Origin of the sequence: Staphylococcus pasteuri (assembly GCF_030547725.1) — a bacterium.
Taxonomy (GTDB): Bacteria; Bacillota; Bacilli; order Staphylococcales; family Staphylococcaceae; genus Staphylococcus; species Staphylococcus pasteuri.
In genome coordinates, this window is record NZ_JAUOQO010000005.1 from 108,919 (window position 1) to 126,777 (window position 17,859).

The 17,859-nt window shown below is 31.4% G+C and carries 18 protein-coding genes; 1 reads left to right on the forward strand and 17 read right to left on the reverse strand.

Features of this window, described 5'->3' with window-relative positions:
• Positions 1-45: 45 nt before the first annotated feature.
• The 9 genes from Q4528_RS06930 to hflX form a co-directional block, all read right to left on the reverse strand.
• Entirely contained in the window at positions 46-204 is a 159-nt protein-coding gene (locus tag Q4528_RS06930; RefSeq protein WP_155979877.1) for a hypothetical protein, read from the reverse strand.
• A 370-nt stretch (positions 205-574) separates the two neighbouring features.
• Positions 575-772: a hypothetical protein gene (locus Q4528_RS06935; RefSeq protein WP_046466630.1), complete on the reverse strand. Its 198-nt coding sequence runs from the start codon at positions 770-772 to the stop codon at positions 575-577.
• Positions 772-2,088, reverse strand: coding sequence for a minor capsid protein (locus Q4528_RS06940; RefSeq protein WP_046466859.1), 1,317 nt, complete (start codon positions 2,086-2,088; stop codon positions 772-774). Before Q4528_RS06940 ends, Q4528_RS06935 begins: the two co-directional genes overlap by 1 nt.
• A gap of 429 nt (positions 2,089-2,517) precedes the next feature.
• The gene (locus Q4528_RS16845) at positions 2,518-2,628 is read right to left on the reverse strand and encodes a hypothetical protein (protein ID WP_096807800.1); all 111 of its coding nucleotides are present in this window, start codon (positions 2,626-2,628) and stop codon (positions 2,518-2,520) included.
• 74 nt (positions 2,629-2,702) lie between these two features.
• Complete coding sequence (locus Q4528_RS06945; RefSeq protein ID WP_096807801.1) at positions 2,703-2,825, reverse strand: hypothetical protein; 123 nt, start codon at positions 2,823-2,825, stop codon at positions 2,703-2,705.
• Between the two features lie 293 nt (positions 2,826-3,118).
• Entirely contained in the window at positions 3,119-4,459 is a 1,341-nt protein-coding gene (glnA, locus tag Q4528_RS06950) for a type I glutamate--ammonia ligase (protein WP_017638327.1), read from the reverse strand.
• A gap of 19 nt (positions 4,460-4,478) precedes the next feature.
• Positions 4,479-4,847 (reverse strand): MerR family transcriptional regulator, encoded by a 369-nt coding sequence (locus tag Q4528_RS06955; RefSeq protein ID WP_026083534.1) that lies wholly within the window; start codon positions 4,845-4,847, stop codon positions 4,479-4,481.
• Between the two features lie 235 nt (positions 4,848-5,082).
• Complete coding sequence (locus Q4528_RS06960) at positions 5,083-6,321, reverse strand: methionine gamma-lyase family protein (RefSeq protein ID WP_096807802.1); 1,239 nt, start codon at positions 6,319-6,321, stop codon at positions 5,083-5,085.
• 14 nt (positions 6,322-6,335) lie between these two features.
• The gene (gene hflX, locus Q4528_RS06965; protein ID WP_303521051.1) at positions 6,336-7,577 is read right to left on the reverse strand and encodes a GTPase HflX; all 1,242 of its coding nucleotides are present in this window, start codon (positions 7,575-7,577) and stop codon (positions 6,336-6,338) included.
• A 109-nt stretch (positions 7,578-7,686) separates the two neighbouring features.
• On the opposite strand from hflX, the gene Q4528_RS06970 reads away from it, so the two are divergent.
• Positions 7,687-8,163: a glutathione peroxidase gene (locus Q4528_RS06970; protein ID WP_029055424.1), complete on the forward strand. Its 477-nt coding sequence runs from the start codon at positions 7,687-7,689 to the stop codon at positions 8,161-8,163.
• Between the two features lie 246 nt (positions 8,164-8,409).
• Here the strand turns inward: Q4528_RS06970 and hfq are convergent, their stop codons facing one another.
• The 8 genes from hfq to mutL form a co-directional block, all read right to left on the reverse strand.
• A complete protein-coding gene (gene hfq, locus Q4528_RS06975; RefSeq protein WP_017638332.1) occupies positions 8,410-8,637 on the reverse strand; it encodes an RNA chaperone Hfq in 228 nt (75 codons plus the stop codon).
• Positions 8,591-9,589, reverse strand: coding sequence for a tRNA (adenosine(37)-N6)-dimethylallyltransferase MiaA (miaA, locus tag Q4528_RS06980; RefSeq protein WP_108000150.1), 999 nt, complete (start codon positions 9,587-9,589; stop codon positions 8,591-8,593). Before miaA ends, hfq begins: the two co-directional genes overlap by 47 nt.
• 1 nt (position 9,590) lies before the next feature.
• On the reverse strand, positions 9,591-10,526 hold the full coding sequence (locus Q4528_RS06985) for an alpha/beta hydrolase (RefSeq protein ID WP_017638333.1): 936 nt from the start codon (positions 10,524-10,526) through the stop codon (positions 9,591-9,593).
• Between the two features lie 238 nt (positions 10,527-10,764).
• On the reverse strand, positions 10,765-12,438 hold the full coding sequence (locus Q4528_RS06990; RefSeq protein WP_046466627.1) for a glycerol-3-phosphate dehydrogenase/oxidase: 1,674 nt from the start codon (positions 12,436-12,438) through the stop codon (positions 10,765-10,767).
• A gap of 172 nt (positions 12,439-12,610) precedes the next feature.
• The gene (gene glpK, locus Q4528_RS06995) at positions 12,611-14,110 is read right to left on the reverse strand and encodes a glycerol kinase GlpK (RefSeq protein ID WP_017638335.1); all 1,500 of its coding nucleotides are present in this window, start codon (positions 14,108-14,110) and stop codon (positions 12,611-12,613) included.
• A gap of 142 nt (positions 14,111-14,252) precedes the next feature.
• Entirely contained in the window at positions 14,253-15,071 is an 819-nt protein-coding gene (locus tag Q4528_RS07000) for an MIP/aquaporin family protein (RefSeq protein ID WP_046466626.1), read from the reverse strand.
• 269 nt (positions 15,072-15,340) lie between these two features.
• Complete coding sequence (locus Q4528_RS07005; protein WP_029055427.1) at positions 15,341-15,874, reverse strand: glycerol-3-phosphate responsive antiterminator; 534 nt, start codon at positions 15,872-15,874, stop codon at positions 15,341-15,343.
• 14 nt (positions 15,875-15,888) lie between these two features.
• On the reverse strand, positions 15,889-17,853 hold the full coding sequence (mutL, locus tag Q4528_RS07010) for a DNA mismatch repair endonuclease MutL (protein ID WP_017638338.1): 1,965 nt from the start codon (positions 17,851-17,853) through the stop codon (positions 15,889-15,891).
• Positions 17,854-17,859 lie beyond the last annotated feature (6 nt).

The following is a 17,859-nucleotide window of genomic DNA, read 5'->3' on the forward strand; positions in this document are numbered from 1 at the left end:
ACTAATAACATTACCTATTAACCTACTATTAATTTTAAAAATTACTCATTCATCTATAGTTTTAATTGAGTCTTCATCAGTCAATTCTTTCATTTCGTTTTCTTGTTTCTTTTCGACCGAATATTCTTCGATATCTATATTTAAAAAATCAAATAGTTCTTCTTTTGTCATCTCACCATCTAACCTTAATATAGGCTTCTTCATATAATCAGCTCATTTTGAATTTTGTTTTGAAAATCATTGTTCTTTTTCTTTCTCTTTTTTTATCTATCTTAATTTCGTTGTCCAAAATTTCACGTAATTCTTTCATTATTATATTTCCATCTAGTTATGTAAAAACTATTTAAACACCTTTGAATACTGAAAATTTTATAAAAATATTATATTATAAATATATATAATAACTACAATAGTTATTTTTTTAGTTGTGGTATTCAATTACAATTTCTAAAGTTAATTGGATACTAAAATGTCATCAGCACGTTTTGGACAATAAAAAATAACCTTCACATTGGAAGGTTAAAATAATATATAAAAATAGCACCACTTTCTATATATTTGTGTAGAAAGGATGCTATTTTGTAATTATTTGTATGTCCTTAATTTCAGAGTCATCTATAGAATATATACCCATTGAGGTATCTAAGTCCATTACGAAATTTCCAGTATCACTTTCGATTGGGTTTTCAAAATTAATGACATTTCCAATTATATTATTATTATCTTTTAAAATTACTTTAACTTTATGACCATAGGCCCTTGCTATTCTCATTATTCAACCTCCTTTTTAACATATGGAACTACATGTGTTCCTGTTCTAGAATAATGTACTTTTCCAAAAGTTGTATCTATATAATTACCTCCTACAAATGATTTTCCAATTACAAATTCAAAATCTATTATCTCTTTTTGATTAAACTTATCTCTTAATAATAAAATTTCACCTGTCCCTACTTTGTCTGTTAATAATTCATTAAGTTTTTGAATTGATACAGTAGTATAACTTGGTAATAAATAATTATTTATTATTGCTTGTCTTTTACTATTTTTAAACAATTGATGATTTTTGTTATGTCTATTCTGTTTTTCAGGATTTATTTCTATTTTTATTTTACCACTTTCAATCATTTCAAGCATTTCTTTTTTAGCTTTTTCTTGTAATTTTTCTTTTTCGGACTCTTTATTCTCTACTTGATATTTACCTTCACGTTCTTTAAAGAACTTGTCTCGCCAACTGCCGACATGTGGCACTGTTGTACTTCTACACCAAGGATGCATAGGTGGCGCATTCACACCTGGAACCATATCTTTAACTTTAAATGTTTTACCATTGAGTGAATGACATAATTTAGATGTTTTACTATCTATTTTGGCAACATATTTATATTCGCCATCTTCACCTAAATCTTTAAGATAAGCTATCTTTTGTGATTCTGTTTGTACACGTGCTGATTCGGTTACTAATAATCTACTGGCGTTATAAGAAGTAGAATTGGTTTGCTTTTTAAACTCAGAAACAAATTCATTAGGATGTCGACCTCGAATAACGACATGACTTGTTACCCTCTCAACTTCCTTTTGAACAAGTTCCATATCATTCCATAATCTAGTAGACCATTTAACACCTTTGAAATTACTATTAACGACTGCTTTCACTTCAGTGTCATCAATTTGAACATGTTCACCTAGAATATGTGCTTGTCTCTTTACTTCTCTATTAACTGCGTCACTTAGCTTATCCTCAATTTTATTTTGAAGATTTAAACTAGAATCTTTCACAATCAAATCTAGCTGCTGCTTTAACAGTTTTTCTCTAGAGATTTTCATCGTTAAGTTGTATTGTTTGAGCGATTGATTCGCCTCTTCACTGAAATCTTTACGCTCAACAAATTGTTTCGCTTTGTTACTAAATGCTAGTACATCAAATGAATCAGCCATTTTCTTAACTTCTTGAATACTCAGTCCAGTATCTTTGGCATATTTTGCATAAAAAGCTAATAATTCTTTTGTAATTTCGGCATACATCAATAGAATGATACGTTCAATTTCAATGATTGCTTGTGCATCAATTAAAGATTCAGCGTCCATGACGTTTTTAGCACGTTCTAGCCAATATTTGGAAATTAAAAAAGACGCATCATCTGATGACACGTCTAGTTAAATCTTTAGTTTAGATATTTAATTAATAGAATGATACTAACAACCACAAGTGATCCAACTAAGAAATCTAATTTTTCTGTTTTTGTGGTTTTTCTTACATTTACAGTTACTTTCACAATTTCCACCTAAATACAAACGTTATTATACGTCCGCCTTTCTATATATTTTTAAAATTTTTCTAATTCTTTTTGATATTTATAAACTCTTTTTGACATTTTCAAATATATACACATTAAATAGTATTTTCACTTTACCTAATCAAATAAATACCATTTTAATATAACAATAGTTTTATGAATTTAATAACCAGATATTACACTATTTAATAGTATTTACATTATTTTTTAATCCACCATTTTATCTACTTCCATTCTTTTTATCAAGATAATAAAAATGGATCTTTCTGCCAACAAAAAGCAATAATGGAAGGCATAAAGTACATAAAGATAAATAAATTTGAATTGTCACAATTGAAAACCTCTGAAAAATATTATATTATAATTGTGTAAGGAGGAGCTTTATGGCTCCGATAATCATTAAGCTTATATTTTAGGCTTCCGGTCCAAGTAACCGAGATGCCATAGTCTAAGCTCTTTTATTACTCCTGGAATAATCAGTGCTACCCACACTGGATATTCTAGGAGTTTTATTATTATCTTGGTCAAGGCATTTCACACCCTAACACAATAGCATTATAAGGTATCTCTTTTTCTTACATATACAATCTTAGTATATACCATTTAAGCATTAAAAATTTAATAATGAATGAAAATGCTAAAGACAATTTTGAGAAGTATATTAAGAATATTTTTTAATACTTACTTGACCAAAACTTGACCAAATTCATTTTTTAAACATAAGTGGTCAAGTAAAATCCCACCTTCCTAAACAAAAAAGAGCTAAAGCAAAAATGCTCTAGCCCTTGATATTACTATATTCCCCAATGTTGTTTAGCGCTTTAGTATTGTTTCATATATTGCTCGCGTTCCCATTCAGAAACTTGAGTTCTATAGTAATCCCATTCAATTGATTTTGAATTAAGGAATTGGTTATAGATATGATTACCTAAAGCTTTTTTGATTGTTGGATTTTCACGCATAGCTTTTAACGCAGTGTATAGTGTTGAAGGTAAGTCTTCAATACCTACAGCTTCACGTTCTTCGCGATTCATTTCGTAAATATTTTGGTTTACTGGTTTAGGAACTTCTAATTTGTTTTTAATACCGTCTAGTCCAGCTTCTAAGATTGCTGCTAATGCCATGTATGGGTTAGCTGCTGGGTCTACTGAACGTACTTCAACACGAGTAGATAAACCTCTTGAAGATGGTACACGTACTAATGGTGAACGGTTTTTACCACTCCATGCAATGTAACATGGTGCTTCGTAACCTGGAACTAAACGTTTGTATGAGTTTACTAATGGGTTACAAACTGCAGTGAATCCACGTGCATTTTTAAGAATACCAGCTGTAAATTGGTAAGCTGTATCTGTTAATTCCATTTCGCCATTTGGATCATAGAATGCATTTTCTTTACCTTTGAATAATGATACGTTAAAGTGCATTCCGCTTCCGTTTACACCGAATAATGGTTTTGGCATAAATGTCGCATGTAAGTTATGTTTACGAGCGATTGTTTTAACAACTAATTTAAATGTTTGGATATTATCACATGCTGTTATCGCATCTGCATATTTAAAGTCAATTTCATGTTGTCCAGGTGCAACCTCATGGTGACTTGCTTCGATATCAAAGCCCATGTCCTCTAATTCAAGAACGATATCACGACGACAGTTTTCACCTAAGTCTGTTGGTGCTAAGTCGAAGTAACCACCATCATCATTTAATTCTAATGTTGGTTCGCCTTTTTCATCTAATTTGAATAAGAAGAATTCTGGTTCAGGTCCTAAGTTGAAATCTGTGTAACCTAAATCTTCCATTTCTCTCAATACACGTTTTAAGTTATTACGTGGGTCACCTTCAAATGGTGTACCATCTGTTTTGTATACGTCACAGATTAAACGTGCAACTTTACCTTGACCAGCTGTCCATGGGAAGATTACCCATGTATCTAAGTCAGGTTGTAAGTACATGTCAGATTCTTCGATACGTACGAAACCTTCGATAGATGATCCATCGAACATCATTTCGTTATCTAATACTTTCTCTAATTGGCTTACTGGTACTTCAACATTTTTAATTGTTCCTAATATATCTGTGAATTGTAATCTTAAATATCTTACGTTCTCTTCTTCAGCAAACTTACGAATATCATCTTTTGTAAAACTACGTTTAGGCATACTTAAAATCCTCCAAATTTTATTTTATAAATCGGGATAAATCTCCTCGATTTATTGGCAAAGTTTCGCCATGTGGTTTTTGAGTTGCATCTACAATCATTCTTTTTCTAGTTTCTTGTTCGTCTGATGTTAAGTGATTTTGTTGATTATGAATAATTTGTTTAATACCTTTAATATTAAATCCTTTTTCAATTAAAGATTTAATTTCTAATAATCTTTCCAAATCATTCAGCGAAAATAATCTCTTATTTCCTTCAGTTCTTGCCGGCATAACTAGTTCATGTGTTTCATAGTAACGAATTTGTCTTGGACTTAATTCCGTTAATTGACTAACAACACTCATGGAGAATACGGCCATATTTCGTCTGATTGAATCATTAGACATCAATAACCTCTCCTCCACTTTTGAACTTGTACTTAATTTAGCATAGTTTAACTCATATTACAAAAATATGTTAGGTTTTCTGACATATGCTCTCAAAATACTGATTTTATTGCATTTTCCAACCCTAAAAGTATCTCTTTTTAACCAAATACCCTATATTCCGAAAAATAAATTTAAAATTTTCTGATAAAATAAGAAAAATCTCGAAGTTTTAAATTACTCCGAGATTATCTCAATGTTACACAAGCCCTTGTTCTTTTAATTGTTTGACTGCTCGTGTGACTGCTAGTTTAACATGTTCATATGTTAATCCACCTTGAACATAAGCTTCATATGGTTCTCGTATAGGACCATCAGCAGATAATTCAATTGAAGACCCTTGTACAAATGTACCTGCTGCCATAATCACGTCATCTTCATATCCTGGCATATAGCTTGGCTCAGGACTAAAGTGTGCATTAATTGGTGACGCATGTTGTATACTCTGACAAAATGATATCATCTGTTCTTTTGTATCAAATGTCACTGTTTGTATTAAATCAGTACGTTTAACATTATATTTTGGTGATGTTGTCATATTTAATTTTTCTAATAATAGACTAGTAAATAAAGCACCTTTTAAACTTTGACTTACAACGTGTGGTGCTAGGAAGAAACCTTGATACATTTCTTGTAATGAATTTAAAGAGGCACCTGCTTCTTTACCAATACCTGGAGCAGTAAGTCTATAACCGCAACGTGCTATTAAATCTTTTTTCCCTGCGATATAGCCTCCAATTTTAGCTAGCCCACCACCAGGATTTTTAATTAATGAACCAGCTATTAAATCAGCGCCTACTTCGATAGGTTCTTGTTCTTCAACAAATTCACCATAACAATTATCTACAAAAATAATGACATCAGGATATTGTTCTTTTATTGCTTCTATTGCTTCTTTTATTTCATCAACTGGAATAGATGGTCGTTGATCATAACCTTTAGAACGTTGTATTGCCACAACTTTAGTTTGTTTATTAATAGATTTCAGAACCTCTGGTATATCAATTTTACCTTCATTTAATGCAACTTCATTATATGTAACACCATGTTCTTTTAAACTTTCAATCCCGTTTCCGTTCACGCCTATAACTTCTAGTAACGTATCATAAGGACTTCCAGTGATATATAATAATTCATCACCATATTTTAAATTACTTTGTAATGCTAATGTGATTGCATGAGTACCAGAAATAATTTGTGGACGTACGATAGCATCTTCGGCTTTAAATGTTTTGGCATATATTTCTTCTAAATGATCCCTACCAAAATCATCGTACCCATAACCAGTCGTACCTAATAAGTCACTTTCTGTCGCTTTCACCGCATGAAACGCGTCTAAAACTTTTTCCTGATTAGTTAAAGCAACACGTTCAATTTCTTTAAAATATGGAGATAATGTATTTTCAACGTCTTCAATAAGACTTGTCATGTCTGTCATCTTGCTAACTTCCTTTATATTTTTTTATATCCTTTAATTTCATATGTCGCATCATTTTCATTAAATTCTAATTCACTTACTAATGTATGTTGTTTTAAGAAATATAATCGATCAGCATCCGAACTTGGTACAGTTTCTTCATAGTAAGTTAAATTATCTTTAATTTGATTAATTAATAAGTCTTTAACTTTATCTTTGTCACTATCGTAGCGACTTGATACAAATACATATGGATTGTTTGAAACTGGTAAATCCATTTGACTATCACACTGGTCTTTTTTATTAAAAATAAAGGCTTGTGGAATTTGATCCATATCTAATTGTTTAATTAATTGATTAACCGTATCATATTGTGAGCGATATTCTGAATGACTAGCGTCTACCACATGTAATAATAAATCTGCACCTTTTGCTTCTTCTAACGTTGATTTAAAAGCAGCAACTAATGTAGTAGGTAACTTTTGTATAAATCCAACTGTATCAGAAATAATTAAGTTAAAGCCTTCATTGATTTGAATTTGTCTTGTTTTAGGATCTAATGTGGCGAACAATTGGTTCTTTTCATAAGTTGTTTCATTAGCTAGTACATTAAACCATGATGATTTACCAGCATTGGTATAACCTACTAAAGCAATTTGAAATACTTGATTCTGTTCACGTTTACTACGATAACGGTCTCTATGTTCTACTACCGTTTGTAATTGATGTTTAATTTCATTCATTCTAGTGCGAATATGCCGACGGTCCATCTCAAGTTTCGTTTCACCAGGACCTCTAGTTCCAATTCCACCACCAAGACGTGATAAGCTACGTCCATGTCCTTGTAATCTAGGTAATAAATAATCAAGTTGTGCGAGTTCAACTTGTAATTTACCTTCTCTACTTTTAGCTCTTAGTGCAAATATTTCAAGTATTAACTGTGTTCTATCGATAATCTTAATGCCCAAATTACCATTTAATGTTTTAGATTGAGCTGTCGTTAATTCATCATTCGTTACTACGACATCAATATCATGAAATTCTATAAAAGCTTGTATTTCTTCAATTTTCCCTTTTCCAACATAGTATTTATGGTCTACTTGTTCTCTATTTTGAGTAATTTGACCTTTTACATTTAATTGGCAAGTTTCTGATAAAGCTTCTAATTCTTCCATTGTTGATTCAAAATTAAATTGATTATCATTTTGAGCATGTACACCGATTAGTACAGCCGTTTCCAATTTTTTCTTTGTATCATGCGTTGATAGCTGTGCCATGATATACATCTCCTTTATATTTTCTTCTTAAGTATTTTATCATAGTGCCAATATAAAGACTATTCGTCCATATTATGTTAAATTGTAAGTAATTCGAAAGGGTGGTATTATGGAAAATATTTATGATTTCGTAGTAGAAAAAAATACTGGTGAAACATACAAGTTAGAAGATTATAAAGATTATGTTATGTTAATCGTTAATACTGCAAGTGAGTGTGGTTTCACACCTCAATTTGAAGGATTACAACATCTATATGAAAAATATAAAGATCAAAAATTTATTATTTTAGGATTCCCATGTAATCAATTTGGTGGGCAAGAACCTGGTTCAGGTGAAGAAGCTGCACAGAATTGTAAATTGAATTATGGTGTTACTTTCCCTATTCATCAAAAAATCGATGTTAAAGGTGATAATCAACATCCATTATTCCGTTTCTTAACAGATGCTCAACACGGTATGTTTAATGAAAAAATTAAATGGAATTTCACAAAATTTTTAATTGATCGTAATGGTAATGTGGTTAAACGTTTCTCTCCACAGAAAAAACCAGCACAATTAGAAAATGAAATTGAAAAATTACTTTAATCAGATTACTAAAATAAAATTATAAATTTAAAAGCTTCAATTAAAGTTGGTTTCGTGAGCTAAATGTTAGCTCTGCCAGCTTTAACTGAAGCTTTTTTACATGAATTAATACAAATACGATAAAGCACGCATGAGAATGATATTAGAAACAAAAATAATCCAATATTGTGCTGTTACCATTCCCACTAGTATGTAACTATTGCTACGTTCATTGAAAGTTGTGCTTTAATGCACTTCAATTATTACTTATTCTTCTGATGTTGATTCATTTTCGTCATCAATCATGAAAGTGCTGATCGCATGTTTGTAAATCAGATGTTGTTTTCCTTGAGAAACCAGACGAATTACCTGATCATCGAAATCTTCAATAGTTCCTTTCATTTGGAACCCATTTAGAAAGAAGACAGTAACTTCTGTTTTTTCTGATTTAAAGTTCTCTAGTGCTTGATCTTGGATGTTTTCGTTTGCAATCATGTTCAGTACTCCTTTTATTTATTTGGGGTGTAATCTCATCTAACATCATTTGAAGCGACATTTTCTCTCTATCTAACCAGTGAACGTTCATTTTATTTTTAAACCAAGTCAATTGACGTTTCGCATATTTTCGCGAATTTTGTTTTAACTTTTCAATGGCTGTTTCTTTATCCATGTTCCCTTTAATAACAGGTATAAGTTCTTTGTATCCAATTGCTTGCATACTTTGACTTGACTCATAACCTTGTTCAACTAAGTATTGCACTTCTTTAAATAATCCGTGGCTCAACATAATATCAACACGTTTATTTATTTTTTTATATAATGTTTCACGCGACATTTCAATCCCTAATAATAATGTATCATAATTTTCGGTGAATTGTTGAACTTTCTTGCGATAACTTAAAAGTTTTTTTGTTTTTAAATAATATTCTATCGCTCTCAATACTCTTTTTCTATTATTTGGATGTATATTCGAAGAAGATTCAGGGTCAAATGTATTTAGATAGTCATGTAATTCAATATTATTTAATTGTTCCAATTCTTTTAATTTAGTATTAACTTCATTCATTTTCTCTTCTGATACTGTTTCGTCTTCAAATTGATAGTTATAAAGTAAAGACTGAATATATAATCCTGTACCACCTGCAATGATTGGTGTTTTACCTCTATTAATTATATCTTTGATACATGCTTCTGCTCTTTCTTTAAATGCATAAGCAGAGAATGATTCATCTGGATTTAATATATCAATTAAGTGATGTGGAATACCATCCATTTCTTCTTTAGTAACCTTAGCAGTACCGATATCCATGTGTCTGTATACTTGCATTGAATCACCGCTAATGATTTCGCCATTACATCGTTTGGCTAATTCTATACTTAATTCTGTTTTACCGGATGCTGTTGGTCCAACAATGACGATTAGAAATGGTTTATCTGTACTATTCATGCTATTCACTCACTTTATTTTTCTTTAAAATTTGTTTTTTAATCCATTCAAACATATGTTGCCAAGTTGACAAATAATCGTCTTCAAATAAAATTTCATGACGTTTATTTTTATATAATTGTACGGTGATATGTTTAATACCCGCTTTTTTATAAATTTTACCTAATTTTTTAATTCCCTTCCCGTATTCACCAAAGGGGTCATCTTTTCCTGATATTAAAAGAATAGGCAGATTGTGATTCATTTGTTTTAACGATTTTACATTTGCAGTATCCATCATGTATTTAACGGTTTGATAAATAAGTTGATTAGATACTCTGAAGCCACAATATTCATCATCAATAAATTTATTAACTTCTTCTCTTTTTGTAGAAAGCCAATCACTTTCTGTCTCAGGTTGGTCAATTTTTTTGGTGAATGATTTATTCATTAATCGATTAACCCATCTAATACGACGACGTTTTCCAGCAACAATTGTAAGTAATTTTAACAATATCATTGTTGGAATGCCTTTCCATTTTGGGAACATACCTGTACCAGTTAATATAAGACCATCTGCAAATTGAGGGTATTGTTTTACAAATAGTCTTGCAATGATTGAGCCCATTGAATGACCTAAAATAATGTATGGTAATTCAAAATGACTATCATATAACGTTTCAACTATTTCGTATGCATCGGCAGCGACTTGAGACATATCATCAAAATGACCTCTTTCTTTTTCGTCAATATTTTTACCATGTCCTCTGTGATTATGTCTGATAACATCATAGCCTTGTAAATTTAAAGCTTTGACTAATTCATCATAACGATCCATATGTTCAGCCATACCATGAAAAAGATGAACAATGCCTATAGTTTCATTATTTGCTTTGTCTATTTTCACTTCAATCATTGTTCCATCTTCCACTGTGATATTGAATTGACTTTGACTCACATATATACCCCCAAAATTTCTAAAGTTCATTTATATTATTTACGTTAAACAACCATATTATATTCAATATACCTTTTGATAACATTGTAATCAAATTGTATGCATAATAAATAGTTATCTACTTATAATATGTTTATTTTGATTAAAAAAAGTTGTATTACAAAGTATAACATTTCGCATAAAAAAACTACTAGTATTGAGAGTATATCTCAATACTAGTAGTTCAACATCATGATATTTATTCTTTAACTGCAGGTTGGTTATTACCTGATTGTGCTTCATCAATCGCTTTATTTACTTCTTCAGTATAAGCTTGTTTTTGAGCATCGCTATATTGAAGCATATCTGCTAAAACATTAATAACTGCATCTTTGTAATTAAGTACATCATCAATATTAAAGTATAATTTACCAGAACGACGTACTAAGAAGTCAGTTGGTTTAAATACCATTTCTTGTTGAATACCATAAATTAATTCAACATAAATTTCTAATGGTAATTTACTGTTATGATATTGTGCTGTTTGAGCAATATTGAATAAATCGTCAACGTTAGAACCATATTTACTTGCTAAACGATAAGCAACGTCTTCGTCAATGCCAAATCCTTTAGCTGCGTTAACTTTTTGTTTAACGAAATTGTCGAAGTTTTTACTTCCGCCTACGTCACCACCAGAGATTTTTAATTCTTTAGTTGCACATGGTTTGAATGTTAAACCGTATTCTTTTTTAAGACGTTTAGCTAATAAATCTACAATTTCTAATGCCATATGACGGTATCCTGTTAACTTACCACCAGCGATAGTTAGTAATCCAGATTCGCCTTCCCATACTTCATCTTTACGAGAAATTTCTGAAGGGTCTTTACCTTCTTCTAAAATTAATGGACGTACACCAGCCCAAGTTGATTCGATGTCTTCATCTTTAACTTTAACTGATGGGAACATGTAATTAATAGCTTCGATTAAATAATCTCTATCTTCTTGAGTTGTTAATGGTGTAGCTTTCTCATTATCATAAAATGTGTCAGTTGTACCAACATACGCTTTTCCTTCTCTAGGAATAGCAAAAATCATTCTGCCATCTTTTTCAGTATCAAAGTATACTGCTTGTTGTAATGGGAATTTAGATTGATCAATAACAACATGCACACCTTTAGTTAAACGTAATTGTTTGTTGTTTCTTGCATAGTCTCCACTTCTTACTTCATCAACCCATGGTCCTGAAGCGTTAATCACTTTTTTAGCTTTAATAGGATAAGTTTCATTATCGATCATATCAACGACTTCAATACCATTTACTTTTTTATTTGAGTCATAAGTGAAATGTTCTGATTTAGTATAGTTAATGATTTCAGCACCTTTTTCGGCAGCTTTTTTCATAACTTCGATTGTTAATCTTGCATCATCTGTGCGGTATTCAACATAATAACCGCCACCTTTTAAGCCATCTTGTTTAACTAATGGTTCTTTATTAAGCGTATCTTGTTTAGATAGCATTTTTTTACGTTCTGATTTTTTAACGCCTGCTAAAAAGTCATACATTGTTAAACCAATAGCAGTAGTAAATTTACCGAATGTACCGCCTTTATGCATTGGTAATAACATCCATTCTGGAGTTGTTACGTGTGGACCATTTTCATAAACAATGGCACGTTCTTTACCTGTTTCAGCTACAACACCTACTTGAAGTTGTTTTAAATAACGTAACCCACCATGTACTAATTTAGTAGAACGAGAACTTGTACCTTGTGCAAAGTCTTGCATTTCTACTAATGCTACTTTCATTCCACGGTTACTTGCATCAAGTGCAATCCCTGCACCTGTAATTCCGCCACCAACGATGACAACATCATATTCTTCATTTTTTAAATTTCTTTTTATGTGATCCCTTTTAAGTGTTGATAAACCCATAATTCAACGCCTCCTAATTAGTATAAAAAAAGAGAGACTTATCCCACAATTACCATTTAATTGTACGAATAAATCTCTCATGTCTCGATTTCTTTATTAACTTATTTTAAGTATAACATAAATAAGAAAATCAAGTCTATCTTATGCTTACAAATTATTAATATCTTAATTCCTAGTCTTCTAGTTTAAATACTTGTGTAGCTTCTACAGCTTTTTTCCAACCTTTATATAGTTTCGCGCGTTGCTCTTCTTCCATTTTTGGTTCGAATTCTTCTTCAAGTTTCCATCTGTTAGCAATATCATCTTTGCTTTCCCAGAAGCCTACAGCTAAACCAGCTAAATAAGCAGCACCTAACGCAGTTGTCTCTTGAATTTCTGGACGTTCAACTGGTGTATCAACAATATCAGCTTGGAATTGCATGATAAAGTTATTTTTAACTGCACCACCGTCTACACGTAAGTTTTGAACTTCGATGCCTGAGTCTTTAGACATCGCTTCCATAACATCGCGTGTTTGATAACAAAGTGATTCTAATGTTGCACGGATGAAATGTTCTTTTTCAGTACCACGTGTTAAACCAAAGATAGCGCCTCTTGCTTCAGAATCCCAATAAGGTGTTCCTAAACCAACGAATGCTGGAACTACATATACACCTTCAGTTGAATCTACACGTGTAGCATAGTTTTCAGTTTGTGGCGCTGAATTAATCATTCTTAATCCATCACGTAACCACTGAATTGCTGAACCGGAAACAAAGATTGATCCTTCTAAAGCATAATTTACTTTACCGTCAAGACCGTATGCAATTGTAGTTAATAAACCACTGTCAGATTTTACCGCTTCTTCACCAGTGTTCATTAACATGAAACCACCAGTACCATAAGTGTTTTTCACATCTCCACGATCAAAGCATGCTTGACCGAATAAAGCAGCTTGTTGGTCACCTGCGATACCAGCAATTGGTACATTTTGACCAAAGAAGTGATAATCCACTGTATGTGCATATACCTCACTAGAAGGTTTAACTTCAGGTAACATGTTTTCGGGAACTTCTAGAATATCTAATAATTCTTTATCCCATTTTAATTCATGGATATTAAACATTAATGTACGACTAGCATTAGTATAGTCAGTAATATGCGCTTCTCTACCTGATAACTTCCATACTAACCAAGAATCAATTGTGCCGAACAGTAAATCACCGTTATTAGCTTTTTCTCTTGCACCCTCAACATTATCTAAAATCCATTTTACTTTTGTACCAGCAAAATACGGATCTAATAAAAGACCAGTTTTATCACGGAATAAATCTTCATGACCTTGTTCTTTTAAATCATGACAAATACTTTGAGTTTGACGAGATTGCCATACAATAGCATGGTAAATTGGACGGCCAGTATTTTTATCCCATACAACTGTTGTTTCACGCTGGTTTGTAATACCTATACCTTCAATTTGCTCAGCTCTTACATCTTGTTCATTCATGACTTCTGCCATTACAGATAATACAGATGTCCAAATTTCATTAGCATCATGTTCTACCCAACCAGATTGTGGAAAATGTTGTTTGAATTCTCGTTGTGCTACACCTTTGATTTCTCCGTCTTTATTAAATAAAATCGCTCTTGAACTAGTTGTTCCCTGGTCTATTGATAAAATGTATTTTTCCATAATTATTTGACTCCTTTTGATGTCATAAATATAGATAAAAGATGATTAATACTAATCATTTATATTTTATATTCACGAATCATGTTTATATTCTATGCTTATTTTCTAAAATTAATTCTAACGATGCTACTTAAGTTCTCTTTTAATAGATAGATTCGATGTCATTGCTTTTAGACGCTCTATTTAAAACTACACCTAATACTAATGTTATGATAACTAAAATAATGCCCACTGCACAACTTACATTAAATGTTTGTTTGTAAAATACTTCGTAAATGACAGCACCTAACATACCACCAGCGATTGGTCCAAGTACAGGTACGATAGCATATGACCAATTTGAACCACCTTTACCAGCGATTGGTAAAATCGCATGAGCGATACGAGGTCCTAAGTCACGTGCTGGGTTAATAGCATAACCTGTTGTTCCGCCTAAACTTAAACCAATTGCGACAATTAAAGCCCCAACAATTAATGGGTTTAATCCATCAGCAATTTTATTAACACCAATAAATAATATACCTAAAGTTAATGCAGTTGTACCAATGATTTCACTCATAAAGTTAGCAAAATAGTTTTTGATTGCAGGTGCAGTTGAGAATACACCTAACTTAGTGGCTTGATCTTCTGTTGCTTTCCAATGTGGTAAATACATTAACCAAACTAGTGCACCACCTACAATACCACCAAGCATTTGACAAATGATGTATCCAGGCACTTGCGCCCAACTAAATCCTCCATCCATAGCTAACGCAATTGTAACGGCTGGATTCAAATGTGCTCCTGAGAATTTACCAACTGCGAATGCGCCCATGGCAACGGCTAGTCCCCATCCTGTAGCGATAACAATCCAGTCAGCGTTATTACCTGCACTACGTTTTAAATTAACGTTAGCACAAACGCCACCACCGAAAAGTATGAGGATGGCTGTACCTAAGAACTCTGCTATATAAGCATTCATATAATTATTCCTCCCAAAATAGATAGGGAGACCCCTACAAAGCGATAAAGCTGTAGAAATCTCCCCTTCTCTGTTCTAATATTAACTTTTAATAACTTGTTTATATATTACAATTACGTTGTAAGCGTTGTCAATGATTTTGTTGAAAATTTGTCAAAAATATCAAACTTATATTCAATAAAATTGACCAAACATTTATAAAAAATAGAGGGATTAATAGATCATTATTTCACCATTAATCCCTCTACTTATTCTTTATAAGTTTTTATTTACCATAATTTTTGATTACTAGTCGTAATATATTTAGCGCCATTTTTAATAGCTTCATCTACTTCAGAAACATCACTAATTAATCCACCAGCAATTACAGCTGTATCGGTTTCTTCTTGAATACATCTTACTGCTTTATGAGCAATACCTGGAAGTACTTCGACAAAATCTGGTTGAACCTTTTGAATTAATTCAATACTTCTACTTAAAGCTTGGCTATCAATAATAAATACTCTAAAGATAGTTAAAGTATTGAGCGATTTCGCTTTTTTAATGACTTTCGTTTTAGTAGATACGATACCTTTAGGCTTATATTGTTGAATAATATATTCACATGAATATTCATCATGACTAAGACCTTTTATTAAATCAATATGGATATAACATTCAATTCCATTATTTTTTAATAAGTCTAAAATGCTTTTTAGATGACCTATATGCATGTCTAACAATACACATGATTTATATTCCGTTTTAATGAGGTTATCTAAATCTTTCATATTTCTAATTGCTGGGAGTATATTTTCTTTCAAAGCATTGCTCCTCTCTACATGACACGTTTAAATAATTTTTCTAATTCGTAATTTGAAAAGTTAATAATAATTGGACGTCCATGCGGACAAGTAAATGGATCTTCCATTTCACGCAGTTGATCAATTAAATCTGCCATTTCGTTATTTTTTAAATAATGATTAGCTTTAATTGATTTTTTACATGACATCATAATCGCTGCATCTTCACGCATTTTTTTAACATCTATTTTTTTATTTTCTAAAACTAATTCAATCATATCTTTAATAATTTCTTCCGCTTCTGCTTTTGGAAACCACACTGGATAACTATTAACAATATAATCATGACCTCCAAAATGTTCAAGATGTACACCGACTCTATCTAGTTCTTCTTTATATTGGTCTATAATCAATTGTTCATCCTTAGAAAAATGGAAAGTCATTGGTATCAATAAGTTTTGTACTTCATTTGATACTTCTCCAATTTTATCTCTAAAATATTCGTATTTAATACGCTCTTGTGCAGCATGCTGGTCAATCATAAACATACCATTTTCATTTTGAGCTATGATATATGTTCCATGAACTTGTCCAACAACTTCCATATATGGTACACGACGTCTCGTTGAAGCACTTATAGCACCTTTAATGTCTTGATTATCTTTAACTTCATCATCTAATTCAAATGTATTATCGTTATTATCTAATTCGTTTAAAATTTCTTTTTGATTTTCGAAGTAATTATCATCATTATCACGGTTAATATTATTAGAGGAATTAAATGATTCACTTTCATCATTTTCTTGTACATTGGATGAAAGGCTTTGGCTTGTTTCTTCGTTATACCGTTGTTCATTTGTGGCATGATCTGATTTATTTTCAGAGTCATTCATACCGTTATGATTATTTGCTTCTTCTTTTTGTCTACGTTCAAAGTCTAACTTTTGTTGTTCAAAACTATTTAACACTTTGTTTTTCTTAGAATGTTGGTCTAGATCATTTTTAGGTATTAAAATTTTATCTTTAAATGCTTCTTGAATTTTTTCAACAATTAATTTGTATAATTGTTCTTCCTTAGATAATCTGACTTCAAGTTTAGTAGGATGAACATTAACATCTACTAGTATGGGATCCATTTGGATATTGATGTAGCAAATAGGGTATCGACCAATTGTTAATAATGTATGATAACCTTCAACAATTGCTTTATTTAAAACAAAGTTTTTGATATATCTACCATTGATAAAAATAGAAATATAATGTTTATTACTTCTTGAATGCTCAGGTCTAGCAACATAACCTTCAAGATGATAATCGCTTGTATCACCAGTGATATGTACTAAATCTTTTGCTACTTTCATTCCATATATTTCTGCCATAACTTCATTTGTTTTACCAGAACCATTAGTTTTTAAAAGTGTTTTACCATCAGAAACTAATGAAATTCTTATATCAGGATGACTCATTGCCATTCTATTAACAATATCTGTAATTTTGCCTAGTTCTGTATATAAACTTTTAATATATTTTAACCGAGCTGGCGTATTATAGAATAATGACTCAACAAGTATATCTGTCCCTTTTTTAGCTTTAGCTGGTTTTTGATCTTTAATCACACCATTTTCAGCATATATTTCATGACCACTTTCATTATCTGTACATGTACGTAAAGTCACTTTGGATACTGAAGAAATACTCGCTAATGCTTCTCCACGAAATCCTAATGTTCTAATATGGAATAAATCATCATCTGCATCTAATTTACTAGTAGCATGTCTGTGAAACACCAGACTTAAATCATCTTGTTCAATACCAGTTCCATTATCTACAACACGTATTGAAGCTATACCTGATTGTTCCACTTCTATATTAATTTCGGTTGACTTGGCATCAATAGCATTTTCTAATAATTCTTTTACAACCGAACTGGGTCTTTCGACTACTTCGCCAGCTGCAATTTTGTTAGCTAAGGAGGTTTGTAGTTCTTTAATTTTTCCCATTTACAA